Raw genomic sequence first — 26,634 nt, 5'->3', positions numbered from 1 at the left:
AGCCTAGGCGTCACCGACGACGGCGACGGGCCGCGCGGCGCGGTCAGGCCAGGACCCGGCTGAGGTCGTAGGCTGCGGGGATCTCGAGCTGGTCGAAGGTGCAGGAGCCGGCGTCGCGATCGGGCCGCCAGCGCTCGAACTGCACCGTGTGCCGGAAGCGGGAGCCCTCCATCTGGTCGTACCGCACCTCGACCACGCGGCGCGGGTGCAGCCGCACATAGGAGACGTCCTTGCCCGGGGCGAACCTGCTGCGCTCGGTGGCACCCCGCTGCACCTCGCCGTCGTCGTCCAGCATGACGTCCTGCTCGAGCTCGTCGACGAGTTCGAGCCGCCGCTTGGTGGAGAACGCGGAGATGCCGCCGACGTTCTGCAGTACGCCGTCCTCGTCGTACAGCCCGAGCAGCAGGGATCCGACGCCCTGGCCGGACGTGTGGACGCGGTACCCGAGGACCACGGTGTCCGCGCTGCGGTGGTGCTTGACCTTGAGCATGCGGCGCTTGTTCGGCTCGTAGGCGGACGCGAGGGGCTTGGCCACCACGCCGTCGAGCCCCGCGCCCTCGAATTCGACGAGCCAGCGGCGGGCGAGCTCGACGTCGCGCGTGACCTGGGAGAGGTGGACCGCTCCGCCGAAGGACTGGCCGATGCCCTCCAGTGCCTCGCGCCGGTCGCGGAAGGGCAGGGCGGTGAGGTCCGTCTCATCGATGGCGAGGAGATCGAAGACGACGAACGAGGACGGCGTCTGGGCCGCCAGCAGTCTGATGCGGCTCTCCGCGGGATGGATGCGCTGGGAGAGGGCTTCCCAGTCGAGGCGCTCCGCCCCCGGTTCGCCGCGGCGCACCACGATCTCACCGTCGACCACGCACCGCTCCGGCAGGTGCTCGAGCAGGGCGTCGACGAGTTCGGGGAAGTAGCGCGTGAGCATCTTCGACCCGCGGCTGCCGATCTCGCACGTCCCGTCCTGGATGCGGATGATCGCGCGGAAGCCGTCCCACTTCGGTTCGTAGACGAGCCCGCCCGGCACGCTGTCCTGGTCCGGCACGGCGTCGACGGCTTTGGCCAGCATCGGTTGGAGGGGGAACGGCAGCTCTGTCATGCCCTGATCCTGTCGCATCGGAGGCGGATCCGGCCAGCCGCCGCCCCTCGCACGCCGTGCGCCGGTGGAGGTCCGGTCACGCGAACGGCGACCCGGATGGACCCGGGTCGCCGTTCGCGAGGCATCTCGCCGTCGACTCAGACGGTCTGGCCCTCGTGCGGACCTTCCTCGATCTCCTCGAGGAGCTTGTCGTTGAAGGCGTCGAGGTCGCCGGGGTTGCGGCTGGTGACCAGTCCCTGGTCCACAACCACCTCCTCGTCGCTCCAGTTGGCGCCGGCGTTCTTCAGGTCGGTGGCCAGGGTGTGGAAGGACGTCAGGTCACGGCCATCGACCACGCCCGCCTCGATCAGCAGCCAGGGCCCGTGGCAGATGGAGGCGACGGGCTTGTGCTGCTCGAAGAAGGCGCGGGCGAAACGCTGGGCGTCCGTGTCGACGCGCAGGAAGTCGGCGTTGACGACGCCGCCGGGGAGCACCAGTGCGTCGTAGTCCTCCGCTTTCGCGTCGGAGACCGCGAGGTCGACGTCGAAGGTGTCACCCTTGTCCATGCCGTTGAAACCCTGCAGCGGCCCCGCTGCGGGCGAGACGAGCGTGGGTACGCCGCCCGCTTCCTTGACCGCGTCCCAGGGGCTGGTGAGCTCGATCTGCTCCACCCCGTCGGTCAGCAGGAAGGCGACCTTCTTGCCTGAGATGTCGTGTGTGGACATGCTGTTCTCCCTTGCGTAGAGCGTGGCTGGCGTACGTCCACCCAGCCTAGGAACCAACGAAGTGATAAGCAAGCTGAGTATCTGTGTTCAGAGCCCTTCCGAGACGGCGGCCGCGGCTGCGAGCCAGGCACGCTGCGTCGCCGGTCGCAGCGCGGAGAAGCGGATGCGCCCCTTGAGGAGTGCGATGTCGAACGGGATGGTCACCGCGCGTCGGGCCAGGTCGCCGAACCCGTCGGCGATCGCCCGGGCCTGGGCCTGCGTCCCGTTCTTGTCCGACTGGCTGACCACGACGACGGCCCGCTCCGACAGCTCGCCGTAGCGACCGCCCCGCGCCCGCAGCGCCTCGAGCAGCAGCGCACCCGCCTCGGCGTGTTCCTCCAGGGTCGTGGTGGCGATGACGAGCTGGTCCGTGTGGTGGATCATGCGGAGCCAGCGTTCGGCCGTCTCGTCGTTGCCCGAGTCGATGACGTTCAGCCTGAAGTACTTGGACGCGACCTCGTGCAGGGCGTCGAAGTCCTGGGAGGTCACCTTCTGCTGCGTGGCGAGGACGTCCGGCTTGGACCGGAGAACGTCGAACTTGTCCGCCGTCTGGTGGTGGACGTAGCGCGCCAGGAGGGCCGATTGCGCGGAGGGCGCGAGGAGGGCGTCCGTCTGCGGCAGGAGGTCGAGGACGGTCGCCTCGTGCGGGCCCTGCTCCGTCCGCCACCCGAGCGTGCCGCGGGTCTCGTTGTTGTCCCAGGCCAGGACGGGCGCCCCGCCGTTGCGGGCGAACACCGCGGCGAGCATCACCGTGGTGGGTGTCTTGTTCGCTCCACCCTTGCCGTTCGCCACGGCGATCGTCCGGGGGCCGGGCCAGTGCCTGCTGACCGCCGCGACATCCTCGCGCATCGAGAGTTCGGCAGGGGACGGTGGCATGCGCATGCCGAGCCGTGAGAGGACGCCGCGGAGGCCCGTTTCGGCGGGAACGACGGCGGTGTCGGCAGAGAGGAAGGACTTGCGGCCATCCCTCGGACGCAGCCCCGTCGCCGCGGTGGACGCCGCCATGGCGGCGAACTGCCCGGAGGCCCCGCCCGCGGCCGGGGCGGCTGCCGTCGGTGACGCTGATGCGGGGGCGGCTGCCGTCGGTGACGCTGATGCGGGGGCGGCGGGCGTGGCAGGCGTGGCGGGCGCTGATACGGCGGCGGCTGCTGCCGGGCCACCGGAGGGGCTGGACACGAGTGCGGACGGGGCACCGGGCACCGGGGCGGGCGGGCCGGGGGACGCCGGGGGCACCGGGAGCGGCTGCGGTACCGGGAACTCCGCCGGGGAGACCGAGGAGTTCTCGGCGTCCGGTCCCGTGGCAGGACGACCGGGCGCAGTCGGCTGGGGGCCGGTGGGGATCGGATCCGGGACCATCCCGCCATCCCTCGCAGCACCTGGTGCCGGCTCCCCGATCGGACCGGGAGAGGACACCGAGATACGGACCGGCCCGGAGGCAGGCGCCTCGAAGACCGGGACCCCCGCGGGTCCGCGCACGGAGGACGGCGCGTTGGCGCCCGGCGGCGGACCGTCCGGCGTGGGACCGTCCGGCGTGCCTGGTGCGGGGGACGTGAAGGATGCGGGGGTGGTCGGGGTCGGTGCCCGACGGACCGTCAGGTCGACGTCGTCGTCGGGGTGCGGGGCGCTGCCCGTCGGGGCGTCGGCGCCGACCGTGTCCTCGGGAGCGAAACGGTCGACGAAGCGGGGCGGGCCTGCGTCCGAGGCGGCCCGGCGTCGTCGTGTGCCTCCCGCCCCCTCCGGGGCGTCGTCCGGCATCCAGGCAGACTGGTCTTGCGTCATTGGTGTTCCGTTCCCCCGCCGGCCCTGCGACGGGCCGCTGTCAGTCGTTCCGACTGCGCTCATCCTATAAGGACGCCGATGGAGTGGTCCCGGCCCTGCCGGCGCGCTGTGGACGCGCCCTGACATGCATCCGCTCCCCCTGCTTCCCGAACAGGCTGATGAATTCCACGGTGCGTCCGTCGGCGCTGGCGAACCAGTGCGGCGTGTGCGTGTCGAACTCCGCCGCCTCCCCGGGCCCGAGCACGAAGTCGTTCTCCCCGAGTACGAGCCGCAGGGACCCGTTGAGGATGTAGAGCCACTCGTAGCCCTCGTGGACCTGGGGGTCCGGGTCCGCGCCGCGCGCGTCCCCGGCGAGCACCATCTTGAACGCCTGGACCCCGCCCGGTCGTCTGGTCAGCGGGATCGCCGTGATCCCCCGGTGCTCGATCGGACGGAGGTGGATGCGCGGGTCCCCCGTGGGGGGTGCGCCCACGAGGTCGTCGAGGGGCACCCCGTAGAGCTTCGCGATGGGCAGGAGCAGCTCGAGATTGGGGCGGCGCCGCCCCGCCTCGAGCCGCGAGAGGGTACTGACGGAGACGCCCGACGCCGCGGACACCTCGGTCAGGGTCAGGTTCCGCTGGGCCCTCAGGGCGCGAAGCCGGGGTCCGACGGCCCCGAGGACCGCGTCGAGTTCAGTCGTCATGCTGCCAGTTTGCCATAGCGGCAAGATACTTTGCCCTTCTGGTCGTGACTGCGGATGCTTGGTGGACCAGTACTTCCGAAGGAGAACGCGCATGCCACGCACCATCGACACCCCCAGCGCCCGGTACGACGTCGTCGTGATCGGCGGCGGCGCAGCGGGATTGAGCGCCGCCGTCACGCTGGGCCGGGCGCTGCGCCGCGTCCTCGTCATCGACGCCGGTACCCCCCGCAACGCCCCCGCCGACGGCGTCCATGGGTACCTCTCGCGCGAGGGCATGAATCCTCTCGCCCTCCTCGCCGCCGGCCGTGCCGAGGCGGAGGCCTACGGGACGGCCGTCGTGACCGCCGAGGCAGTCGGTGCACGCCGCGTGGCCGAGGGCTTCGAGGTGGAGCTCGACCACGGCCGGACCGTGACGGGGCGTCGGGTCCTCCTGGCCACGGGCCTGCAGGACGGCCTCCCGGACATCCCGGGTCTCCGGGAGCAGTGGGGCTCGGGCGTCGTGCACTGCCCCTACTGCCACGGCTACGAGATCCGTGGGCAGAACATCGGCATCCTCGCGACCGGCGCCCTGTCCGCGCACCAGGCCCTCCTGTTCAGGCAGTGGTCGGAGAACATCACCCTCTTCCTGAACGACACGCTGATCCCCTCCGACGAGGAGTGGGAAAAACTGGCGGCGCGGTCCGTGCGCGTCGTCGACGGCGCCGTCGCCTCCGTGGACTCGATCGACGGCGGACTGACGGGGGTGACCCTGGCGGACGGGACGGGCTTCGACCTCCAGGCCCTCGCCGTCGGGAGCAGGATGAACGCCCGGGGCGGACTCGCCGAGGAGCTGGGCCTCGAGCTCCGGGACCACCCCACGGGCATGGGCACCTTCCTCGAACCCGGCCCCATGGGCACCACGGCGGTGCCGGGCGTCTACGTGGCGGGGAACGTCTCGAACGTCTCGGCCCAGGTGATCGTCGCGGCCGCGGAGGGCATGACGGCCGGGGCGATGATCAACGCCCACCTGATCGAGGAGGAGACGGCCTGGGCGGTCGAGGGCCGGAGCGGGCCCTTCTCCGCGGCGGTGGAGGCCGAGGTCTCGGCCGGTGTCCTTGGCGACCGGCGCCACGGGTTGGATGATGGGGCGGTCATCAGCGCCGCTGCGGGAGCGACGACGCAGTCACTGGACGAAGGAGTACGCCGTGCTGGTTGAGTACACGCAGGAGTTCTGGGACGAGAGGTACCGGCAGCGGGACCGCATCTGGAGCGGGAAGCCGAACCGGCATCTCGTGGCCGAGGTGGATGGCCTGCGGCCGGGCTCCGCGCTCGACGTCGGCTGCGGGGAGGGCGCGGATGCCGCCTGGCTCGCCGATCAGGGCTGGGACATCCTCGGGATCGACGTGTCCGAGGTCGCCCTGGACCGGGCCCGGGCGCACTCGGCGGCACTCGACCCGTCCCTCGCGGAACGCCTGCACTGGCAGCAGGTGGACCTCCTGGCCTCACCGGACCTGCCCCGCGACCTCGACCTCGTGTCGATCCAGTTCATGCACCTGCCCGAGCCGCACCGCTCACGGGTCTTCGGGGAACTCGCGAGCCGCGTGGCCGTCGGGGGGACGCTGCTGATCGTGGCGCACGATCCCTCCGACCTGCACTCCGGGGTAGGACGGCCGCACCAGGCCGACCTCTACTTCACGGCCCAGGAGATCGCGGCCCTCCTCGACGACTCCTGGGATGTCCGCGTGTGCGAGTCCCGTCCGCGCGTCGAGCGCTCGCCCGACGGTCACGATCACGCGATCAGCGATGCCGTCCTCCTGGCGGTGCGCACGGGCTGATCGACGTGGGCGCCCGGGCCGGATGCGGCACGAACCTCCGAGGGGCAGGGGCGGAGACTACGCTGGCGCCATGTCCGCCCCAGCCCTCACCCTGCAGCCGGATCCGATCGTCGTCGACCTGGTGTCCGACGGGCCGTCCTGGTGGGAGGAGGTCGGTGCGCTCGCGCCCTTCGCCGTCCTCCTCGCGGCCGTGCTGGCGACGCTGACGGCTTTCGCGACCCTGCGCCAGCGCGCCGCGGCGGACCGCGCCGCCCTCGACCAGAAACGGCGCGCGGACGACCGTGCGGAATGGTGGCGGCGGACCCAGTGGGCGATCGACGCCGCGACGTCGCTCGACCCCGTCCGGCAGGAGGCGGGTGTCGAGGCGCTGCTGCAGCTGTCCTACAGCGAGCTGTCCACCGAGGAGGACCGGCTGATCCTGGACGCGATCTGGGGGGGCAACCCCACGGCCGATCCCGAGGGTGCGGGCGCTGGACTGCCCGACGGCGGTACCGGAGAATCGGGCAGGACGAGTGGAAGGAGAGGTCGCATGACCGACAGGGCACCAGTACGGACACCTCCGCCCGCCCCGGGTACCGACCGACGGCCGGCCGACACATCGCGGGTCACCGCCGCCAAGGCCCGGCTGCGGGTCGCCCTCGACCAGCAACTCGGTCGCCCGACCCCGCAGTCCGTCAAGGACGCCGCCCGGGGCAGGCGCTAGTCATCACCCGACGGCACGGAGCCCGGCAGGAGGACCTGCCGGGCTTCGCCGTTCCCCCCGCGCCGGGACGGATCGCTGCGGACGCGGTCAGCACCTCCGGAACAGATAGCCGACATCGCCGGGCCTCGAGAGTTCCCGGTCCCGCACCACCGTCGACGACGGCCGGTCCCCATCGGCGCAGGCGTCCGTCGTCGGTCCCGGATACTCGACGGCGAGCACCGCGTCACCGTACTGCGCCGCGTACTCCCCGCACTCACCGAACTCCACGCACTGCTCGGCGATGGCGAAGTCGAAACCGGCGCCCGCCAGCTCCGCCGTGTCCTCGGCCGCGTTCTTCTGGCCCACCAGCAGCCCCAGCCGCTGCGCCGCCGCCACGAGCGTCGTCGCCAGCGCCCTGTTGTCGTCGAGGACGAGCAGCCCGTCCGACCGGACGTAGGAATCGAGATTGTCCAGTTCGACGGCGTCGAAGCCACGGTCCGCGCATTCCTTGAGGACGGCTCCGGTCCGGGCGGCGATGGCGGTCCGCTTCGCCTCCGTCCCCGTGTCCAGCAGGTACTCGTCCGGCCAGTCGGGGTCGGCGAGCGGCTCGCCGTCGATCGTCAGGACGAGGCCGTCGGCCAGCCACCCGGAGGACGCGCCGGGCTGCGTCTGAAAGGCATTGACATAGCAGATCGAGTACACACCGTCGGCCGGTCCGTCGGACAGCTCCCGGACGACGACGCCGGTGCCTTCCGCGGGCGGATAGGATCCGCCGAGCTGGTAGTCCCAGGGCACCCCTGCAGGGAAGGGCCGCGCCTCGGCCGCCGCGGAGCAGCCGCCGATCAGCGCCGTCGCGGCGACCAGCACCGCCGTCAGCCTCCAGCCCTGCCGTCGATCATCCACCGTGCCACCGTAGCGCTGCCGGGCGGTGGGAGCCACGCGGGCGCACCCCCCCTGTCCTGCTGACGCGTGCAGCCGGGGTCGGAGTGCTGCGGTAGTGTCTGTCTCGCCTCTAGAAGAAGGGGCACATCGGGTTGAGCGCGTGAATGAGGCAGTTCGTGAGTGATAGCAGCAGGTTGGACCCGGAGAAGGACTTCCCCGAGGATCTCTCGTCCGTCGATCGGGATGACCTCGACATCCTGAACAGCAGGAACCACCGTGACCGGGATCTCCAGTACATCCGCGACGGTGACGTGGATGCGGAGACGGAGGGCCGGCACCATGATCTTCGCGAGGAGCTCGATCGCCGCCAGGTGGATCGCGACGCAGCCCTCAGGGGCGACGCGCCGGCATCCGAGGACGCGGAGAGCGCCGCGGGCTGACGCCGCAGCGGACGGAACGCCGAAGGCCCCGGAGCCGAAGCTCCGGGGCCTTCCCTGTCCTGCGAGGTAGCGGTGCCGGGACTCGATCCCGGGACCTCACGATTATGAGTCGTGCGCTCTAACCAGCTGAGCTACACCGCCCTAAACGAGGCTGCCCGCACCGATCGGCTGATCGTCACGGGCCCCTCATTTGCGAGCCCCCCACCGGAATCGATCCGGTGACCTCGTTCTTACCAAGAACGCGCTCTACCACTGAGCTAGGGGGGCAACAGCAAGAAACTTTACCAGTTCCCGACCGTTGGTGCGAAATCGTGGGCCGCCCTCAGGAGCGGTACCGCGGTTCCGCGTCGGACCCGTGCCAGGCACGGGTCCGACGGGGTTCTACGAGCTGATTCCTACCACTGGTCGGACTGGGCGCTGGAGCGTCCGGCCCCGGCTCCCGCGCCCTTCGAGCGTGGCTTGCGATTGGCATCGCCCGAGAAGCGGGTGTCGCCGTCGCGCTTCGGGAAGTCCTTCTTGAAGGGCTTCTTGAACTCGCCCGCGCCGCGGTTGCCCGCGGGCTTGCGGCCCTTGTCCAACTCGAGGTGGATCAGCTCGCCACCGATCCGCGTACGGGAGAGAGCCCGCAGCTGATCGGTCGAGAGGTCCGCCGGGAGTTCCACGAGGCTGTGGTCGGCCCGGATGTCGATGCCGCCGATCTGCGAGGAGGAGATTCCACCCTCGTTGGCGATGGCTCCGACGATCGAGCCCGGCATCACGCGCTGGCGACGTCCCACCGCGATGCGGTAGGTGGCGTTGCCCTCCGTGAGCGTTCGCGTCGGGCCACGGGACCCGAAGGCGTCCTTGCGACCCTCGGCACGCTCACGCTGTCCGGCGGGGGCGACGGGGATGTCCTGGACGAGGATCGGCTGGCCGTTCTGCGCCATGACGGCGAGGGCGGCAGCGATCTCGGTCGCGGGCACGTCGTGCTCGCGCTCGTAGGTGGCGATGAGGTCGCGGAACAGGGCCACGTCCTTGCCGGCGAGCGTCTGCGTGATCTTGTCCGCGAACTTGCTGAGGCGCAGCTCGTTGATCTTGGCGGTGGAGGGCAGCTGCATCTGCTCGACCGGCTGGCGCGTGGCCTTCTCGATCGACCGCAGCAGGTACTTCTCACGCGGGGTGATGAAGAGGATCGCGTCACCCGAGCGCCCTGCACGGCCGGTGCGGCCGATGCGGTGGACGTAGGACTCGGTGTCGTTCGGGATGTCGTAGTTCACGACGAGCGAGATGCGCTCCACATCGAGGCCACGGGCGGCGACGTCCGTGGCGACGAGGATGTCGATCTTTCCGTCACGCAGGGCCTCGACCGTGCGCTCACGCTGCTGCTGCGGGATGTCCCCGTTGATGGCTGCTGCCGAGAAGCCCCGTGAACGCAACTTGTCCGCCAGGTCTTCGGTAGCCGCCTTGGTGCGGACGAAGGCGATGATGCCGTCGTAGTCCTCCACCTCGAGGATGCGGGTCATCGCATCGAGCTTGTGCGGGCCCATGACCTGCAGGTAGCGCTGACGAGTGTTGGTGCCCGTGGTCGTCTTGCCCTTGACCGAGATCTCGGCCGGATCGTTCAGGTACTTCTTGGCGATGCGGCGGATGGCCGGGGGCATGGTCGCGGAGAACAGGGCGACCTGCTTCTCCTCGGGCGTGGAGGAGAGGATCTTCTCCACGTCCTCGGCGAAGCCCATGCGGAGCATCTCGTCGGCCTCGTCGAGCACCACGTACTCGAGGTTGGACAGGTCGAGCGACCCCTTCTCGATGTGGTCGATGACACGCCCGGGCGTTCCGACGACGACCTGCGCGCCACGACGGAGGCCGTTGAGCTGCGGGCCGTACGGGGATCCGCCGTACACGGGAAGGACGGTGAAACCGTCCATGTGCTTGGCGTAGGACGTGAAGGCGTCGGCCACCTGGAGCGCGAGCTCGCGGGTCGGTGCGAGCACCAGGACCTGCGTGTTCTTGCTGGGACCGCCGTTGACGTCGGCGAGCTCCGCCATCTTCGAGAGCGCCGGGACGGCGAACGCCGCGGTCTTGCCGGTCCCGGTCTGCGCCAGGCCTACGACGTCGCGGCCTTCGAGGAGTGCGGGGATGGTAGCCGCCTGGATGGGCGACGGCTTCTCGTAGCCGAGGTCGGTCAGGGCTGCGAGGATGCGGCCGTCGAGGTTGAGCTCGGTGAAGCGGATGCTCACGTCGTCGTCCTCCGGTGCGCCGGCGGGAGCCGCTGCGGCCGCCTCGGTGACGGGAGTGGTGTCGATGATCTGCTCGGACAGGTTTTCAGGCACGGGAAAAATCCTCCAGGTAGGTGCCGGTCGGCCCTACGGGGTGGAGCCCGGAGTGCCGAATGAACATAGAAATCCGGCACTGTTTCAATCCCGCGGCAGGACTTCTCGTCACACGTGGTTCGCTGCTCTCTCAGCAGTGATGTGTGACTTTTCTTCTAGCCGGCGCTCCCTGATGAATCTGCTCGCGAGTCTGTGCTCCGAGCCCCAACACAACCTATCCGGCCCGATGAGGGGCGGAAATAAAGGGAATACCGGTGTGGGGGATGTTTTGAGTCTACGGCATGCGGGCCCCCGCGCGCGCCGGGAGGGCGACGTGGGGCGCGTGACGTTCGGCACGTCAGGCGAACGACGCCACTCTCAGGGCCTGCAGCGCTGCCTTCCGCACCTGGGGGGTGAGCTTCAGTCCTGTCGAGTCGGCGGCTCCGAGGAGGGACTGCGCCTGCCCCTCCGACAGGCCGGCGTAGACCTGTGCCGCGGTGATGCCGTGGTCGGGGACGTCCGTGACCCGGATGGTGTCCCCGGCCGAGATACTCCCCTTCGTCACGACGCTGAGGTAGGTGCCCACGCGGTTGGCCTCGGCGAAACGCCTGACCCACGACCGCTCGCCCAGGTAGCGCGCGAAGTTCACGCACGGCGTCCGGGGCATGGTCACTTCCAACACCACCTGATCCCCGACACTCCAGCGTTCACCGATCACCGCGTGCGAGGCGTCGACGCCGGAGACCCGGAGGTTCTCGCCGAACAGCCCGGGCGTGACCTCGCGTCCGAGTTCTGCCGACCAGAAGTCCGCGTCGTCCTGCGCATAGGCATAGACGGCCTTCGTAGGACCGCCGTGGTGCTTCCTGCTGGCCTGGATGTCCCCCGTGAGACCGAGCGGATGCACCGTGACGGGACCCTCGACCGGCCGCTTGTCGATGGCGGTCACACCGGTGGAGTCCTTCGTGGGCAGGAGCCCGTGCACACGACAGACGGCGAGGAGCGTTCCGGTGGTCATGGGGACCATCCTAGGGGTCGGCCCGGGCGGGCACGGGTCAGGGTTCGAAGCGGTACCCCATGCCGCTCTCCGTCACGAAGTGGCGCGGCGCCGCCGGGTCCCGTTCGAGCTTCTTGCGCAGCTGCGCCATGTACACCCGGAGGTACTGCACGTCCTTCGCGTAGGCGGGCCCCCAGACGTCGAGGAGGAGCTGCTGCTGGGTGACGAGCTTCCCGGGATGCGCGATCAGCCGGTCCACGATCTTCCACTCCGTGGGGGTGAGCCGGACGTCTTTGCCGCCCCTGATCACCCTCCGGGCCCCTGCGTCGAGGGTGAAGTCCGGCGTGGTGATCACCGGCGCTTCGGCCTCGACCGCTGCACGCCGCGCGGCCGCCCGCAGCCGGGCCAGGAGCTCGTCCAGTCCGAAGGGCTTCGTCACGTAGTCGTCGGCTCCGGCGTCGAGCGCGTCCACCTTGTCCTCGGAGCCGTGCCGGGCGGAGAGCACGATGATGTGGACCTGCGACCAGCCGCGGATGCGGCGGATGACCTCGACGCCGTCGATGTCCGGCAGGCCGAGGTCCAGCACGATGATGTCCGGGTGGTGCTCCGCCGCGGCCCCGAGCGCCGTCTCGCCGTCCACTGCCGTCACGCACTGGTAGCCGTACGCGCGGAGGTTGATCTCCAGGGCGCGAAGGAGCTGCGGTTCGTCGTCGACCACCAGCACGCGCGTCACAGCTCCACCGCTCCGGTGGAGATGGGCAGCCTGATGACGAGGGTGAGGCCGCCGCCCGGTGTCTGTTCGGCGTCGAGCATCCCGCCCATGACCTCCGTGAATCCCTTGGCGACCGCGAGGCCCAGCCCCACGCCGGCGCCGGACGGGGCGTCGTCGAGCCGCTGGAACGGCCGGAACATGGCCTCCACGTCGCCGCGCGACACCCCGCGCCCGTGGTCGATCACGCGCAGTTCACCGGCCGGGAAGCCGTTGACGAGGGCGCGGCCGGTACCACCCGCGGAAGCGGTGATCTCGACGGCGGAGCCCGGTGCGTACTTCACGGCGTTCTCGACGATGTTCGCGACGACACGCTCGAGCAGTCCCGGGTCCGCGTCGACGGCCGGCAGGTTCGGCGGGATGGCCACGTACACGCGGTCCCCCGGCACGTTGGCGAGCGCAGGGCCGACGACGTCGGTCCACCTGAGCGGCCGCAGGTGCGGGTTGACGGCGTCGCCGCTGATGCGCGACATGTCCAGCAGGTTGTTCACGAGGGCGTCCAGGCGGTCCGAGTAGTCCTCGATGGTCGCGAGCAGCTCGTCCTCGTCCTCCTGCGAGAAGGTGACGTCCGCGCGCCGGAGGCTGCTGACGGCCAGTTTGATCCCGGCCAGCGGCGTGCGGAGATCGTGCGAGACGGATCTGAGGATGGCGGTGCGCATGACGTTGCCCTCGACCAGCCTCCGGTTGGTCCGCGTGCTGGCGAGGAGTTCCTGGCGCTGCAACAGGGCGCGGAGCTGCCCCGCGAAGGCGCGCAGGAGCCCCCGCTCCCGGGCGGAGAGGGTGGTGCCGAAGAGAGCCAGCGAGACGTCGTCGCCCACCTGCTCTACGGCGGTCGCCGCACCGATCGGCCAGGGATCGGCGGGGCCGGCGGGAGTCCGCCGGACCGCCCGGTCCTGCCGGTCCTGACGGCGGACCGGCTCACCCGCGGCGCTGCCCTCCGGCCCGGGCCGGACGGCCAGTGCCCTGCGCTCCATCCCGGTCCTCTGGTCGTGCCCCTGCCCCGCCGACCCACCGCGGCCCGCCCCACCGTCCGCCGGGCCACCCCCCACCGACCGACCCTCCGCCGACCCACCGTCCCCTGCACCGGCGAACAGGGCGACGGCGTCGGCATCGAACTGCGCCTGCACGTGGCGGAGGAAACCCTGCAGCGTGTCCTCCTCCGCGAGCGCTCCCCGCGCGAGGTCACCGAGCAACGCGGCTTCCTGCTGCGCCATGGCCGCTTCTCGGGAACGCCGTGCGGACAGTCCGACGACGAGGGACACCGTCACTGCCACCGCGATGAAGATCAGCACCGTGGCGACGTTCTCGGCCTCGGAGATCTCGAGGGAGCCGAACGGCTCGGTCGAGGTGTAGTTCAGGATGATGCTGCTCCAGAGGGCGGCGAGCAGAGCCGGCCACAATCCGCCGATCAGCGCGACCGCGATGACGCCTGCGATCTGGAACAGGACGTCGACGGCGAGCAGGGAGCCGCCCACCGAGAAGACGGCCAGTTCCAGCAGCGGCGGGAGGACGAGCGCGATCGCGCATCCGGCGGCGACGCGCGCGCGGCCCACGGGGGCCACGAGGGTCCGCCGCGCTGCGGGCACCATCAGCGGCGGCGGGTGCCGGGCGCGACGTTGTCGTACGCGCCGTCCTGCCGTGCCTCGTCCGTGGCGTCCCCGTGCGCGTGGTGACGCGCGGTGTCCTCGGGGAGGGGGTCGTCCGGGAGTGCGTCCTCCGACACGACGTCCTCCCCGCCGGTGCCTCCCCCGTCCGCGCCGGCTCCCGGCGCGGCCCGTCCCCCGGTGGACAGGGGTGCCGGGATGCGCGAGAGCAGCACCCAGAACACGGTCGTGGCCAGGGCGCAGACCACGCCGGCGCTGGCGGCTACCAGCCAGCCGGTCGTCAGCTGCGAGTTGAGGTCCACGGCGCCGAACAGCAGGCCGATGGTCTTGGGCGAGTAGATGAACACCACGAGGGTGGAGACGAAAAGGACGGCCGCCGTCGTCCGGTAGGCCTTCAGCTCCGCGGGGAGGCCGGCAGCCTGGCCCGCGAGGACGGCGAGGACCAGGACGATCCAGACCCAGTGGTGGGACCAGGAGATCGGTGAGATCAGCAGCATGAGCAGCGCCGTCATGGCCATCGGCAGGAAACGGTCCCCGCGCTGCTTCGCTGTGCGGATGACGTACGTGGTCCCCGCGACGAGGAGCAGGGAGATGATGAGCCACGGGACGGTCGACGGGAAATCTGGCCCCATCACGTGCAGGATGGCGCCACGGATCGACAGGTTGTCCACATATCCTTCGCCGCCGATGCGGCCCGTATCGCGCAGCATCTGCAGCCAGTAGGTCGCCGACTCGGCGGGCAGCAGGAGGAAACCGAGGGCGATGGTCCCGAAGAAGCCCGCGGCCATGGTGAACAGCTGCTTCCACTCGCCGCGTGCCAGGAAGTAGAGGCCGAAGACGAGCGGGGTGAGCTTGATGCCCGCCGCGATCCCCGTGAGCAGGCCCGTGGGCAGGCGGCGGTGCGGTCCGGACAGGAGATCGGCCGCGATCATCGCGAACAGCAGGATGTTCACCTGGGAGAAGGCCATCGTCTCGCGCCACGGCCCCAGCAGGCACACGAGCCCGGTCCCGACGATCGCGAGGGGCAGGGCGGACGGATGGGCGATGACGGCGCGCACCGACCGGAAGCCGCCGAGGTATCGGGTGATGAGGAACGAGGTCGCGGCGGCGATCAGGACCGACAATCCCACGAAGAGCACGGCCCCGGTCTCGGCGCTCACGAGGGTCAGCGCCGTGAAGGCGAGCGCCGCGAACGGCGGATAGGTGAAGAGGAGCGAGCCCTCTCCCTCCCCGAAGGACCGCGTGTAGAGGGAACCGTCGCCGTCGACCACGGACTGGCCACCCATCCGGTAGACGCGGTAGTCGAGGCCGATGAAGTCGGCCCAGGCGTACGCCCACGTCGCCAGCGCGGCGGCCACGACGAGGGCGACGACGACGCCGAGCACCCGCCGGGTCGCCGGGACAGTGCGCTGGCTCATGCGTGCCTTCCGAAGGACGGGGATGGAGCCGGGCACGGCGGATTCGGCGGGCAACGGCTCATCCAGTGTAGGCACGCCCCCTCGGGAAGCTGCTCCCGTGCGGATATGGTGGAAATCACCCCTCCCGCTGCGAAAGGTCCATCCACCGATGTCCTCCCCCCAGATCGTCGCCATCACGAACGCCCACGTCGTCCCGATCGACGGCGAGCCGTTCGACGGCACCGTCGTCGTCGAGGACGGGCGGATCTCCGCGCTCGGCGCTTCCGCGACCGTGCCCGACGGCGCCGTCGTCGTCGATGCCGCCGGCAAGTGGCTGCTGCCCGGTTTCGTCGACGCCCACGTGCACCTCGGGACGCACGAGGAGGGTGAGGGCGTCGCCGGTGACGACACGAACGAGATGACGGACCCGAACACCGCCGGTGTCCGCGCGATCGACGCCATCAACCCCTTCGATCCCGGATTCGACGACGCGCTCGCGGGCGGCGTGACCACGGTGAACGTGAACCCCGGCTCGGGCAACCCGATCGGCGGCCTCGCCGTCGCCCTCCACACGCACGGGCGCTACCTCGAGGAGATGGTGCTGCGCTCCCCCAGCGGCCTGAAGTCCGCCCTCGGTGAGAACCCGAAGCGGGTCTACGGCGCCAAGGGGAAGACGCCGTCCACGCGCCTCGGCACCGCCCTGGTGATCCGCGAGGCCTTCATGAAGGCCCAGAACTACATGGGCAAGGCCGACGAGAACGCCCGCGATCCGCACATGGAGGCCCTGGCCATGGTGCTCCGCCGCGAGATCCCGTGGCGTCAGCACGCTCACCGTGCCGACGACATCGCGACAGCGATCCGCATCGCCGACGAGTTCGGCTACGATCTCGTGCTGGACCACGGCACCGAGGCCCACCTGCTCGGGGACGTCCTCGCGGAGCGGGGCACCCCTGTCCTGATCGGCCCCCTCTTCACTACCAAGTCCAAGGTGGAGCTCCGCGGCCGCTCGATCGCGAACCCGGGCAAGCTGGCGAGGGCCGGCGTCGAGATCTCGATCATCACCGACCACCCGGTCATCCCGATCAACTTCCTGGTGCACCAGGCCACCCTGGCCATCAAGGAGGGGCTGGACCGGGAGACCGCGCTGCGGTCGATCACCATCAACCCTGCGAAGGTCCTCGGACTCGCCGATCGCCTCGGCTCGCTCGCCGTCGGGAAGGACGCGGACCTCGTCCTGTGGAGCGGCGATCCCCTCGACGTCATGCAGCGCGCACTGCAGGTCTGGATCGGCGGCACGGAGGTCTACTCCTACGACACCGAGACGCACAGCGCCACCGTTGCCCCGCGCGTCTAGGCCGTCATCGGTGGCCGCTCCCCTGCCGCCGAGGCCCTTCACGCTGCGGGCGGCGATCATCCTGTGGCTCGTGATCTCGGTGCTCCTCGCCGTCGCGGCCGGCTCGTTCATCGCGTCCGCGGTGATGGAGGACTCGGACCGCGCAGGCTTCATCGGGCTCGGCACACTGTTCGGGGCGCTGGCCGTCCTGCAGCTGATCCTCCTGCTCCCGCTGCGGCGGGGCAGGAGGGGCGGGCGTGAACTGCTCTCCACGATCGGCATCATCGTCGGGGTCCCCATCATCGTGCGGGGCACCCCGGGGCTGTCCCTGGTCGCGGTGGCCATGCTCGTCGCGGTGCTGCTCATGTGGCTGCCGCAGAGCAGCGACTACTTCCAGCTGACGCAGCCGAAGGCGAAGAAGCGGTTCAGGCTGCCCGGGTCCCGCTAGGGTCTGCCGGGCACTCGACACTCTCCGCGGCGTCGTGCGCGCTTCAACCGACCCGACCCGGCGCGGGTCGGGCCGCGGCACGCCGCAGATCAGCGTCGCCGCGGGCCGAGGACGTGCACGACACCGCAGCCCGTCGCCGAGCCCGATTCCGAGCCCGCGGATCCCGAGAACACGAAGGGCCCCTCCGACCGGAGGGGCCCTTCACGTGCAGCAGCTGTCAGCGCAGTGCCGAGATGGCCTGCTCGAGGTCGCCGATGAGGTCCTCGAGGTCCTCGATGCCGACGGACAGCCGGATCAGGTTCTCGGGAACGGCGAGCTCGGTGCCCTTGACGGAGGCGTGCGTCATGTCCGACGGGTAGTTCATGAGCGACTCGATGCCACCCAGGGACTCTGCGAGGATGAAGACGCTCGTGTTCTCCGCAACCTTCTTCGCAGCCTCCGCTCCACCCCTGAACGTCACGGAGATCATGCCGCCGAAGTCCTTCATCTGCGCCGCGGCGAGGTCGTGGCCGGGGTGCTCGGGCAGGCCCGGGTAGTACACGCGCTCCACTTCGTCCTGCTCCTGCAGCCAGCGGGCGATCGCCAGGGCGTTCGAGGAATGCCGGTCCATGCGGACGCCCAGGGTCTTGAGTCCCCGCGTCGTCAGCCAGGCCTCCATCGGCGCCGACACGGCTCCGACGGCGAACTGTACGAAGCCGATCTTCTCCGCCAGCTCGTCGTCGTCGACGACGACGGCACCGCCACTGGCATCGGAGTGACCGCCGATGTACTTGGTGGTCGAGTGCACGACGACGTCCGCGCCGAAGGTCAGCGGCTGCTGCAGGTAGGGCGACGCGAAGGTGTTGTCGACGACGAGCAGGGCCCCGGCGTCGTGGGCGAGCTGAGCGGTCGCCGCGATGTCGGTGATCTTCATCATCGGGTTCGACGGCGTCTCGACCCACACCATCCTGGTGTTGTTCGCGCTGATGGCGGCCTGCACGGCGTCGTTGTCCGCCATGTCGACGGCGGAGTTGGTGATGCCCCACTGGGACAGCACGCGGTCGATCAGGCGATAGGTGCCGCCGTAGGCGTCGTTCCCGAGGACGATGTGGTCGCCCGGACGGAGCGCAGCACGGATCAGCGCATCCTCGGCGGCGAGGCCGGATGAGAAGCTGAAGGCGTGCTTCCCGCCCTCGAGCGCGGCGATCTGCACCTGCAGCGCGTCGCGCGTGGGGTTGCCGCCGCGGCCGTACTCGTAGCCGTTGCGCAGTTGGCCGATGCCGTCCTGCGCGAACGTGGTGGTCTGGTACAGGGGCGGGATCACCGCTCCCGTGAGAGGGTCGGGGGTCTGGCCCGCGTGGACGGCTCGGGTGTTGAAACCCTGGGCGTCAGAGTGCGTCACGATGCTCCTGCGAATGGTGGTGGGGGATTACTTGCTCATATAGGTCAGCAAGTCGTGGCGCGTAAGAATTCCCACCGGGGACCCGACGAACGTCACCATCAGCGTGTCGCTGTCCTGGAGCCGCTCACGCGCTGTCCCGACGGATTCGAGCGACCCGATGAGGGGCAGCTTCGCGTCCATGTGCTCGGAGATCTTGTCGGTGAGCTTGGCCTCGCCGTGGAAGATCTTGGCGGTCAAGGAGCGTTCGTCCACGGACCCGAGCACCTCGCCCATCTTGACCGGCGGTTCCTGGGACAGCACGGGGATGCTGGACACCCCGTACTCGTCCATGATCGAGATGACATCGCGCACCGTCTCGGTGGGGTGCGTGTGCACGAGATCCGGCAGCGAGCCCGACTTCGAGCGGAGCACCTCGCCCACGCTGGCGTCGTCGCCACTGTCCATGAAGCCGTAGGACTTCATCCAGTCGTCGTTGAAGATCTTGCCGAGGTAGCCGCGGCCGCCGTCGGGCAGGAGCACGACGACGACGTCGTCGGCCGTGAGGGTGCGCGCGACGCGCAGCGCCGCGACGACGGCCATGCCGCACGAGCCGCCGACGAGCAGGCCCTCCTCGCGGGCGAGGCGACGGGTCATCTCGAAGCTCTCCGCGTCCGTCACGGCGAGGATCTCGTCGGGGACGGTCGGATCGTAGGAGCCCGGCCACATGTCCTCGCCGACGCCCTCGACGAAGTAGGGACGGCCCGTGCCGCCGGAGTAGATGGAGCCATCGGGATCCGCACCGATGATGCGGACGGGGCCCGACGCGCGGTCGGCGGAGACCTCCTTGAGGTACCGTCCGGTGCCGGTGATGGTGCCGCCCGTGCCGACGCCGGTCACGAAATGCGTGAGCCTGCCCTCGGTGTCGTCCCAGATCTCGGGGCCGGTGGTCTCGTAGTGGCTCAGGGGCCCGTTCTGGTTGGAGAACTGGTCGGGCTTGTAGGCGCCCGGGATCTCGCGGACCAGGCGGTCGGAGACGCCGTAGTAGGACTGGGGGCTGTCCGGCGCGACGGCGGTCGGCGTGACGACGACCTCGGCGCCGTAGGCCTTCAGGACGTTGCGCTTGTCCTCCCCCACCTTGTCCGGCACCACGAACACGCACTTGTAGCCGCGCTGCTGCGCGACGAGGGCGAGGCCGACGCCGGTGTTGCCGGAGGTCGGTTCGACGATGGTGCCACCGGGCTTGATCTTGCCCTCGGCCTCGGCTGCGTCGATGATCTTCGCCGCGATGCGGTCCTTCACCGATCCGCCCGGGTTGAGGTACTCGACCTTTGCGAGGACGGTGGCTGCGATGCCGTCGGTGACGGAGTTGAGCCTGACCAGCGGGGTGTTGCCGATCAGCTCGACGATGGAATTGGCGTACTTCATGACCACAACGCTACCGGCTGCGGGAACGATCCTCCGCGCCCCGGTTACGCCGCGGGACGATCCCGTGATGCGCGCCCGGCCCGCGCCGGAGCCCCGGTCGTGGCGGCAGGGGCCGCAGGGGCGGCCGATACCTCCGGTCACGCAGGGCTCGCGGCCGACGCCGCGTGGCATACTTTCCGGCGGAACGGAGCCCGCCCTTGAACCTACGCAGTGCCTCCCGCGCGATCCTGCCCGGCCTCGCCGTCCTGTGTATCGTCACCGGCCTGCTGCCGGGGGCCGAGCTCTCGGAGCTGTGGGCCCGGATCTGGCCGATCCTGCTGTTCGTGGCCGCCATGACGGTGGTGACGGACCTGCTGTTCTCCGCCGGCGTCTTCGAGCGGGTCATCGCCGCCGCTGCGGGTCTCGCGCGTGGCCGGACGCTCGCGCTGTGGCTCGTGACCGTCCTCCTCGCCGTCGTGTGCACGGTGTTCTTCTCCCTGGACACGACGGCGGTGCTGCTCACGCCGCTCGTCGTCCTCCTCGCCCGGCGCGCCGGGCTTCCGCCGCTCCCCTTCGCCGTGACGATCGTGTGGCTCGCCAACACGGCGTCCCTGCTCCTGCCCGTCTCCAACCTGACGAACCTCCTGGTGCAGGAGCGTCTCGGGCTGAGTCCGGTGGCCTTCGCCGGCCTCGTGTGGGGCCCGGCGATCGTCGGTGTCGTGGTTCCCTGCGCAGTCCTCCTCCTGATCTTCCGGCGCGATCTCGTCGGGCGCTTCAGCCCGGCGCCGGCCCGCGCCACGGAGGATCCGGTGCTGTTGCGTGCGGGGTACGCCGTCCTCGTGCTCCTCCTGCCGGCGCTCGTCAGCGGCGTGCCGGTGGCCCTGAGCGCGACCGTCGCCGCCGCCGTCCTGACCGTCCTGTTCGCCGTGCGCCGGCGGGGCACGCTCACCTTCCGGTTGATCCCGGTGAATCCACTCCTCCTCGCGCTCAGCCTCTTCGTCCTGGTCACCACCGCGCACGCGCAGGGGCTCGACGCCTTCCTCGCACCGGCCGCCGGTGACGGCGAGGGCTTCGTGGACCTGCTGCAACTCGCCGCGGTGGGCGCCGGTGGTGCCAACGCGGTCAACAACCTGCCCGCCTACCTGGCGCTCGAGCCGTCCGGGACGACGCCGCTCCGCCTGGCCGCGCTCCTGATCGGCGTCAACCTCGGGCCACTCGTCACGCCCTGGGGCTCCCTCGCGACGCTGCTGTGGGCCGAGCGGCTCCGGTCGCTGGGCGTCACCGTCCGATGGGTGCCCTTCGCCGTCGCCGGGCTGCTGGTGACCGCACTGCTGCTGCCCGCCGCCGTCGCCGTCCTGGCCTGGCTGGGCCCCTGACGCCCACCCGGGCCGGTCTCCCGCGGACCCCGAGGTGTCCGGACCCGCGTCAAGGCCCCGCGGACCGGCCGGACCCGCTTCCTCCCGTGCGCCTAGGCTGGAACGGTAAGCACCCTGCCGACGAGGAGCACGAACCATGACGAAGACCTATCGCATCGCCGTCATCGCCGGGGACGGCATCGGCAAGGAGGTCATGCCGGAGGGCCTGCGGTCGCTCCGGGCGGCAGCGGACCGCTACGGCTTCGGGGTGGACGCCGTGGACTTCGACTACGCGAGCGCCGAGTACTACCAGGCGCACGGGCAGATGCTGCCCGACGGCTGGTTCGAGGAACTGCGCACCTTCGATGCCATCTTCTTCGGCGCGGTGGGCTGGCCCGACGTCGTCCCGGACCATGTCTCGCTGTGGGGCAGCCTGCTGCAGTTCCGCCGCCACTTCGACCAGTACGTGAACCTCCGCCCGGTGCGTCTGCTCCCCGGCATCACGAGCCCGCTCGCCGGCCGGAAGCCGGGCGACGTCGATTTCTGGGTGGTCCGGGAGAACACCGAGGGTGAGTACTCGAGCGTCGGCGGGCGGATGTTCGAGGGGACGGAGCGCGAGACCGTCATCCAGGACACCGTCATGACGCGCACCGGGGTGGACCGGATCCTCCGCTACGCCTTCGAGCTCGCACAGAAGCGGGAGAAGAAGCACCTCACCTCGGCCACCAAGAGCAATGGCATCTCCATCACCATGCCGTACTGGGACGAGCGCGTGGAGGCGATGGCCGCGCACTACGACGGCGTCCGCGTGGACAAGTTCCACATCGACATCCTGTGTGCGAACTTCGTCCTGCACCCCGACTGGTTCGACGTCGTGGTGGCCAGCAACCTCTTCGGCGACATCCTCTCCGACCTCGGCCCCGCCTGCACCGGCACCATCGGCGTGGCACCGAGCGGGAACATCAATCCGGACCGCACCTTCCCGAGCCTCTTCGAGCCGGTCCACGGATCGGCGCCGGACATCGCGGGCCAGGGGATCGCGAACCCGGTGGGCCAGATCTGGAGCGCCTCCATGATGCTGGACCACCTGGGCGAGCCCGAGGCGGCGGCCGGCATCCTGGCCGCGATCGAATCGACCCTCGCGACCGGTGGGGACGCGCTCACGCGGGACCTCGGCGGCCAGGGCACGACGGCGTCGCTCGGCGGGAGCATCGCCCGTACCGTCGCGGGGTAGGTGTCGCGCCGTGGCGGCCTCGGCCGGAGGCCGCGCCCGTGGCACCATGGACGCATGAGTATCGCCCCCGCCGTCGTCCCCTCCGGCGCGGAGGCGACCGAGTGGATCCCCGAGGGGCCCTACGACCTCACGCGGACGATCGGCACGCTGCAGTGCGGCGCCCACGATCCGAGCTTCATCAGCCAGGGCCCCGACCACTGGCTGGCCTTCCGCACGGTGGACGGTCCCGTGACGCTCGCCCTCCGGCAGCGCGGGTCGCTCAACCAGAGCCGTGTGCAGGCGAGGGCCTGGGGCCCCGGCGCTTCCGCGGCCCTCGCCACGCTGCCCCGGCTCCTCGGCGCCGACGACGACTGGAGCGGTTTCGACACCGCCGAGTTCCGCGCCACGCTGCCAGAACTGGCCCGCAAGGGCCGCTACCTCAATCCGGGCCTGCGCCTTCCGGCGTCCGGCCGGATGCTCGATACCGTGGCCCGCGTGATCCTGGAGCAGAAAGTGACCGGGATCGAGGCCAAGAGGGCATGGCGCTACCTGCTGGCACGGTACGGGGACGCGGCGCCCGGCACCGGTGAGGTGGCACCGGCAGGGCTGCGCCTCCCGCCGACCCCCGAGCAGTGGCGCCGGGTGCCCTCCTGGGACTGGCACCGCGCCGGCGTCGACTCCAAGCGGTCGGCGACCATCCTCAAGGCGGCGCTCGTGGCGAGCGGACTCGAACGACTCGCCTCACGGCCGGGCGGTGATGCTGTCCGCGCCGGGCTGCGCTCCGTTCCCGGGATCGGCGTCTGGACGATCGCGGAAGTGGTGCAGCGCACGCACGGCTGCCCCGACTCGATCTCCGTGGGTGACTACCACCTCGCCGCCTACGTGGGCGCGGCGCTCACGGGCCGCAGGACGGACGACGCCGGAATGATCGAGCTGCTCGAGCCCTGGAAGGGGCAGCGGCAGCGTGTGGTGCGCTCGCTCTACTCGAGCGGGTTCCGGAAGCCCACGTTCGGCCCGCGCCTCTCCCCCGAGGACCACCGCAGCCGGTAGGTCGCGACCGGAGGGCGGCGTCCCGTGCCTCGGATACGCCGACGGCACGCCGCCGCCACCCCTGTTCCCGCACCTGTTCCCGCCCCGGTGCCGCACCGATGGGTGGGGTGCCCGGGCCACCACTAGGCTGGGAGGCATGACCCAACCTGTAGACGTCACCGCCGTGTTCACCCCGCTGGACGGAGAGTTCTTCCGCGTCAAGCTCGCCCTCGACATCGCGATCGAGCAGGTGGTGCAGGAGCCGGGCTGCATCCGCTACGAGATCACCGATGCTCAGGAGGAGCGGATCGTCCTCACCGAGCAGTGGGAATCCACCGAGGTGCTCGACACGCACCTGAAGGGTGCCGCGGTCCAGGACCTCGGTGAGTCGCTGAGCGCCCTGCTCGCGAAGCCCGCGGAGGTCGTCCGCTCGGACCAGCCCGCCTGAGGCGCGACGGCCTGACGGCCACCCGCCGTCCCTGGACAGCGAAAGCCCCGCACTCCTCGAGTGCGGGGCTTCTGTGTGGAGATGGAGCGGGCGGAGCCTGTGCGGGTACCGCTACTCGCCGGCAGCGGCGCCGGGCTGCTGCTGCTGCTGGGCGATCTGCTCGTGGACGGCCTTCATGTCCAGGCCCTTCACGGCGTCGACCAGTTCGCCGAACTGCGTGGCGTTCAGCGCGCCGGGCTGCGAGAAGACGAGAACCTTGTCGCGGAAGGCCATCAGCGTGGGGATCGATGTGATGCCCGCTGCGGCGGCGAGGGACTGCTCGGCCTCGGTGTCCACCTTCGCGAAGGTGACGTCCTCGTGCTGCTGCGACACGGCGTCGTACACGGGGGCGAACTGCTTGCACGGCCCGCACCATTCGGCCCAGAAGTCGACGAACACGATGTCGTTGCCCTCGATAGTTTCCGGGAAGCTTGCCTCGGTGATATTGATTGTCGACATCCTTAAAGGCTAGCGAGGACCCGGCGCCGTGTCAGGCCTGTTCGCTACCGATGAAGATTCCACCCCCACCACCACTGCTCTGCCACGGAGGCCCGCATGACCGCCGATCCCTACCGCCTGAGCCGTTTCGTCGAAGCCCAGGACGCGCACGGCACCTACGACCAGGCGCTCGCGGAACTGCGGCAGGACCATAAGACGGGTCACTGGATGTGGTTCGTCTTCCCGCAGGTCGCCGGCCTGGGAAGCAGCCCGACGTCGGTCCGCTACGCCGTCTCCTCGCTCGACGAAGCGGTCGCCTACCTGGCGCACCCGGTTCTCGGGCCGCGGCTCATGGAGTGTGTCCACGCGCTGCTCGAGCTGGACGGGAACGATCCGCAGGCGATCCTCGGCGGTATCGACGCCCGCAAGCTGCAGTCCTCCATGACCCTCTTCGACGAGGCTGCACCGCAGGAGCCGTGGTTCAGGGCGGTCATCGACCGGTTCTACTCGGGTGAGGCGGACGGCACGACGACGTCGATCCTCGCAGGATGACGCCGTCGTGCCGGAGGCGGAGTGACTATTCCGCCGCGTGGGTGAGCGAGGCCCGACCGGCCAGCACCACGCCCGCCGCGACGAGCACCATGGCCGCGGCGACGCCGTAGGTGGCCTGCGGGCTGTAGAGCTCCGCCAGCTTCGTCGCAGCGAACGGGGCCAGCGCCCCACCCAGCCAGCGGACGAAGTTGTAACCGGCCGAGGCGACCGGACGGGGCGCGTCCGAGACGCCCATCGCCAGCTCCGTGTACAGGGTGTTGTTGATGCCGAGCAGGGCTCCAGAGACGATCACGAGGACGACGACGGCGGTCACCGAGCGCTCCGCGGCGAGCGTGAGTCCCGCGAGGACCAGCGCCAGGGACCCGAGGGTCAGCAGCAGAACGCGCGTGGTGCCGAGCCGCCGCTGAAGGACGGGGGCCACCAGGACGGAGAAGACCGCGACCATGAGTCCCCAGCCGAAGAAGACCGCGCCGATGCCGTAGGCGTCCATCCCGAGGACGAACGGCGTGAAGGCGAGGATCGTGAAGAAGCCGTAGTTGTAGAACAGGGCGCTCGAGGCCGTGGTGCGCAGCCCGCGGTGCCGGAGGGCCCGCAGCGGATCCCGCAGGGAGGTCCGTGTCGCGGGTTTCGGCGTCGCCGGCAGGAGGACGGCCAGGGCGATGAAAGCCGCGGCCATCAGCCCCGCGGTCCCGAAGAACGGTGCGCGCCACTGCCAGCCGCCCAGCAGTGCCCCGAGTAGCGGACCGAGTGAGATGCCGAGGCCCAGTGCGGCCTCGTAGAGGATGATCGCCGTCGCTGTGCCCCCGCTGGCGACCCCGACGATCACGGCGAGCGCCGTCGCCACGAACAGCGCATTGCCGAGACCCCAGCCGGCGCGGAACCCGACCAGTGTGGCCACGTCGCCGGAGAGGCCTGCGAGGGAGGCGAAGACCACGATCAGCCCGAGACCGAGGAGCAGGGTCCGCTTGCCTCCGATGCGGGAGGAGATGACGCCGGTGACGAGCATCGCGACGGCGGTGACGAGGAAGTAGCTCGTGAACAGGAGCGACACCTGGCTGGGCGAGGCATCGAGGTTCTCGGCGATGGCAGGCAGGATGGGGTCCACGAGACCGATGCCCATGAAGGCGAAGACGGCCGCGAGGGCCGTGGCCCAGACGGCCCTGGGCTGGCGGAAGAAGGACTGCTTCTCCTCGGCGAGGACGGATGCGTTGTCTGGTGCCTCTGCGGAGGCATGGGTGGTCACTGGGGTACTCCTCGATGCGTTGTCAGGTGGTTCGGGCGCCTGGACAGTGCCCGCAAAGGCGCCGTTCACGCGATGCGGCCGCCGGCTCAGGCGGTACGGCGGGGTGGTTGTGCCGGCCGGACCGGCGGAGTCGCCGCCCCTGGCCGTCCGGCTCAGGCGGTACGGCTCAGTTTGCCGATGACCGGCAGCGCCGCTGCGAGCGTGGCGCGGTCGTCGTCGTCCAGATGTGCCAGGAGTGCGGCGACGCGTTCGTTGCGACGCCGGCCGGCATCCTCCCAGGCGGAGCGGCCCGTCTCCGTGAGCTGCACGAGCACAGCACGGGAGTCCGTGGGATCGGGCGTGCGGCTCACGAGCCCGGCCTGCTCGAGCTTGATGATCTGCTCGGTGGCGGACGGGACCCGGATGCCGAGGTTCGCCGCGATGCGGCTCACGCGGAGCGGCTCCTCGGCGGCCATGCTCAGCGTGCTCATCTGCATGGTCGTGAGCTCGCCGTCCCCGTCCATCGAGCGGCTCAGGTACACCGCGTGGCGGAGCGTGGTACGGAAGGACTGCGCAAGGACCAGCAGCTCGGAGTCAATCAGGGGGACGCTCATAGTTAGGTA

The 26,634-nt window shown here is 70.5% G+C and carries 26 protein-coding genes and 2 tRNA genes; 11 read left to right on the top strand and 17 right to left on the bottom strand.

From position 1 onward, the window contains the following. Positions 1-43: 43 nt before the first annotated feature. The 4 genes from ASF21_RS05760 to ASF21_RS05745 form a co-directional block, all read right to left on the bottom strand. Positions 44-1,093: an ATP-dependent DNA ligase gene (locus tag ASF21_RS05760; RefSeq protein ID WP_055767944.1), complete on the bottom strand. Its 1,050-nt coding sequence runs from the start codon at positions 1,091-1,093 to the stop codon at positions 44-46. 137 nt (positions 1,094-1,230) lie between these two features. Continuing rightward, on the bottom strand, positions 1,231-1,797 hold the full coding sequence (locus ASF21_RS05755) for a type 1 glutamine amidotransferase domain-containing protein (RefSeq protein WP_055767941.1): 567 nt from the start codon (positions 1,795-1,797) through the stop codon (positions 1,231-1,233). A gap of 87 nt (positions 1,798-1,884) precedes the next feature. Further along, on the bottom strand, positions 1,885-3,615 hold the full coding sequence (locus ASF21_RS17110) for a MinD/ParA family protein (RefSeq protein WP_200914772.1): 1,731 nt from the start codon (positions 3,613-3,615) through the stop codon (positions 1,885-1,887). A 64-nt stretch (positions 3,616-3,679) separates the two neighbouring features. Continuing rightward, a complete protein-coding gene (locus tag ASF21_RS05745; RefSeq protein WP_055767938.1) occupies positions 3,680-4,297 on the bottom strand; it encodes a helix-turn-helix domain-containing protein in 618 nt (205 codons plus the stop codon). Between the two features lie 91 nt (positions 4,298-4,388). On the opposite strand from ASF21_RS05745, the gene ASF21_RS05740 reads away from it, so the two are divergent. The 3 genes from ASF21_RS05740 to ASF21_RS05730 all read left to right on the top strand — a co-directional run bounded on the left by ASF21_RS05740 (position 4,389) and on the right by ASF21_RS05730 (position 6,814). Then, positions 4,389-5,492 carry an NAD(P)/FAD-dependent oxidoreductase gene (locus ASF21_RS05740; RefSeq protein WP_082471259.1) on the top strand — a complete coding sequence of 368 codons (1,104 nt, stop codon included), beginning with the start codon at positions 4,389-4,391 and terminating at the stop codon, positions 5,490-5,492. Next, a complete protein-coding gene (locus ASF21_RS05735) occupies positions 5,482-6,111 on the top strand; it encodes a class I SAM-dependent methyltransferase (RefSeq protein ID WP_055767935.1) in 630 nt (209 codons plus the stop codon). The genes ASF21_RS05740 and ASF21_RS05735 overlap by 11 nt, the downstream gene beginning before the upstream one ends. A gap of 70 nt (positions 6,112-6,181) precedes the next feature. Beyond that, complete coding sequence (locus ASF21_RS05730) at positions 6,182-6,814, top strand: hypothetical protein (protein WP_055767932.1); 633 nt, start codon at positions 6,182-6,184, stop codon at positions 6,812-6,814. An 87-nt stretch (positions 6,815-6,901) separates the two neighbouring features. On the opposite strand, the gene ASF21_RS05725 is transcribed toward ASF21_RS05730, so the two are convergent. Further along, the gene (locus tag ASF21_RS05725; protein WP_235498662.1) at positions 6,902-7,732 is read right to left on the bottom strand and encodes an endo alpha-1,4 polygalactosaminidase; all 831 of its coding nucleotides are present in this window, start codon (positions 7,730-7,732) and stop codon (positions 6,902-6,904) included. A gap of 119 nt (positions 7,733-7,851) precedes the next feature. Between ASF21_RS05725 and ASF21_RS05720 the strand changes: the two genes are divergently transcribed. After that, the gene (locus tag ASF21_RS05720; protein WP_152812481.1) at positions 7,852-8,115 is read left to right on the top strand and encodes a hypothetical protein; all 264 of its coding nucleotides are present in this window, start codon (positions 7,852-7,854) and stop codon (positions 8,113-8,115) included. A gap of 67 nt (positions 8,116-8,182) precedes the next feature. Here the strand turns inward: ASF21_RS05720 and ASF21_RS05715 are convergent. The 7 genes from ASF21_RS05715 to ASF21_RS05685 all read right to left on the bottom strand — a co-directional run bounded on the left by ASF21_RS05715 (position 8,183) and on the right by ASF21_RS05685 (position 15,191). Next, positions 8,183-8,256, bottom strand: a tRNA-Met gene (locus ASF21_RS05715). Between the two features lie 54 nt (positions 8,257-8,310). Continuing rightward, a tRNA-Thr gene (locus ASF21_RS05710) sits at positions 8,311-8,382 on the bottom strand. Between the two features lie 128 nt (positions 8,383-8,510). Beyond that, positions 8,511-10,427, bottom strand: coding sequence for a DEAD/DEAH box helicase (locus ASF21_RS05705; protein ID WP_055767927.1), 1,917 nt, complete (start codon positions 10,425-10,427; stop codon positions 8,511-8,513). Between the two features lie 337 nt (positions 10,428-10,764). Beyond that, positions 10,765-11,421 (bottom strand): MOSC domain-containing protein, encoded by a 657-nt coding sequence (locus ASF21_RS05700; RefSeq protein WP_055767924.1) that lies wholly within the window; start codon positions 11,419-11,421, stop codon positions 10,765-10,767. A 37-nt stretch (positions 11,422-11,458) separates the two neighbouring features. After that, a complete protein-coding gene (locus ASF21_RS05695; RefSeq protein WP_055767921.1) occupies positions 11,459-12,133 on the bottom strand; it encodes a response regulator in 675 nt (224 codons plus the stop codon). After that, complete coding sequence (locus tag ASF21_RS05690; RefSeq protein WP_055767918.1) at positions 12,130-13,758, bottom strand: sensor histidine kinase; 1,629 nt, start codon at positions 13,756-13,758, stop codon at positions 12,130-12,132. The genes ASF21_RS05695 and ASF21_RS05690 overlap by 4 nt, the downstream gene beginning before the upstream one ends. Next, complete coding sequence (locus ASF21_RS05685) at positions 13,758-15,191, bottom strand: glycosyltransferase 87 family protein (RefSeq protein WP_162237514.1); 1,434 nt, start codon at positions 15,189-15,191, stop codon at positions 13,758-13,760. The genes ASF21_RS05690 and ASF21_RS05685 overlap by 1 nt, the downstream gene beginning before the upstream one ends. Before the next feature lie 148 nt (positions 15,192-15,339). Between ASF21_RS05685 and ASF21_RS05680 the strand changes: the two genes are divergently transcribed. Further along, the gene (locus tag ASF21_RS05680; RefSeq protein ID WP_055767912.1) at positions 15,340-16,524 is read left to right on the top strand and encodes an amidohydrolase; all 1,185 of its coding nucleotides are present in this window, start codon (positions 15,340-15,342) and stop codon (positions 16,522-16,524) included. Positions 16,525-16,534: 10 nt separating this feature from the next. Then, positions 16,535-16,951: a hypothetical protein gene (locus tag ASF21_RS05675; RefSeq protein WP_055767909.1), complete on the top strand. Its 417-nt coding sequence runs from the start codon at positions 16,535-16,537 to the stop codon at positions 16,949-16,951. A gap of 217 nt (positions 16,952-17,168) precedes the next feature. On the opposite strand, the gene ASF21_RS05670 is transcribed toward ASF21_RS05675, so the two are convergent. After that, on the bottom strand, positions 17,169-18,332 hold the full coding sequence (locus tag ASF21_RS05670) for a cystathionine gamma-synthase (RefSeq protein WP_055767906.1): 1,164 nt from the start codon (positions 18,330-18,332) through the stop codon (positions 17,169-17,171). Between the two features lie 27 nt (positions 18,333-18,359). After that, positions 18,360-19,736, bottom strand: coding sequence for a cystathionine beta-synthase (locus ASF21_RS05665; RefSeq protein WP_055769220.1), 1,377 nt, complete (start codon positions 19,734-19,736; stop codon positions 18,360-18,362). A 197-nt stretch (positions 19,737-19,933) separates the two neighbouring features. On the opposite strand from ASF21_RS05665, the gene ASF21_RS05660 reads away from it, so the two are divergent. The 4 genes from ASF21_RS05660 to ASF21_RS05645 all read left to right on the top strand — a co-directional run bounded on the left by ASF21_RS05660 (position 19,934) and on the right by ASF21_RS05645 (position 23,760). Further along, the gene (locus ASF21_RS05660) at positions 19,934-21,091 is read left to right on the top strand and encodes an SLC13 family permease (RefSeq protein ID WP_055767902.1); all 1,158 of its coding nucleotides are present in this window, start codon (positions 19,934-19,936) and stop codon (positions 21,089-21,091) included. A 136-nt stretch (positions 21,092-21,227) separates the two neighbouring features. Then, positions 21,228-22,304 carry a tartrate dehydrogenase gene (locus ASF21_RS05655; RefSeq protein WP_055767899.1) on the top strand — a complete coding sequence of 359 codons (1,077 nt, stop codon included), beginning with the start codon at positions 21,228-21,230 and terminating at the stop codon, positions 22,302-22,304. 54 nt (positions 22,305-22,358) lie between these two features. Beyond that, positions 22,359-23,333, top strand: a complete 975-nt coding sequence (locus ASF21_RS05650; RefSeq protein ID WP_055767896.1) for a DNA-3-methyladenine glycosylase family protein — start codon at positions 22,359-22,361, stop codon at positions 23,331-23,333. 136 nt (positions 23,334-23,469) lie between these two features. After that, entirely contained in the window at positions 23,470-23,760 is a 291-nt protein-coding gene (locus tag ASF21_RS05645; protein ID WP_055767892.1) for a putative quinol monooxygenase, read from the top strand. A 111-nt stretch (positions 23,761-23,871) separates the two neighbouring features. Here ASF21_RS05645 and trxA read toward each other — a convergent pair whose 3' ends face one another. Beyond that, positions 23,872-24,258 (bottom strand): thioredoxin, encoded by a 387-nt coding sequence (gene trxA / locus ASF21_RS05640; RefSeq protein ID WP_055767889.1) that lies wholly within the window; start codon positions 24,256-24,258, stop codon positions 23,872-23,874. A gap of 96 nt (positions 24,259-24,354) precedes the next feature. On the opposite strand from trxA, the gene ASF21_RS05635 reads away from it, so the two are divergent. Continuing rightward, positions 24,355-24,789, top strand: coding sequence for a DUF1810 domain-containing protein (locus tag ASF21_RS05635; RefSeq protein WP_055767887.1), 435 nt, complete (start codon positions 24,355-24,357; stop codon positions 24,787-24,789). 25 nt (positions 24,790-24,814) lie between these two features. On the opposite strand, the gene ASF21_RS05630 is transcribed toward ASF21_RS05635, so the two are convergent. Further along, complete coding sequence (locus ASF21_RS05630; RefSeq protein WP_055767884.1) at positions 24,815-26,032, bottom strand: MFS transporter; 1,218 nt, start codon at positions 26,030-26,032, stop codon at positions 24,815-24,817. Positions 26,033-26,184: 152 nt separating this feature from the next. Then, the gene (locus ASF21_RS05625) at positions 26,185-26,625 is read right to left on the bottom strand and encodes a MarR family winged helix-turn-helix transcriptional regulator (RefSeq protein ID WP_055767881.1); all 441 of its coding nucleotides are present in this window, start codon (positions 26,623-26,625) and stop codon (positions 26,185-26,187) included. Positions 26,626-26,634: the final 9 nt, after the last annotated feature.

The organism is Arthrobacter sp. Leaf234 (assembly GCF_001422665.1).
In the GTDB taxonomy this organism is placed as follows: Bacteria; Actinomycetota; Actinomycetes; order Actinomycetales; family Micrococcaceae; genus Arthrobacter_D.
This window is presented reverse-complemented; position numbering and strand designations above follow the sequence as displayed.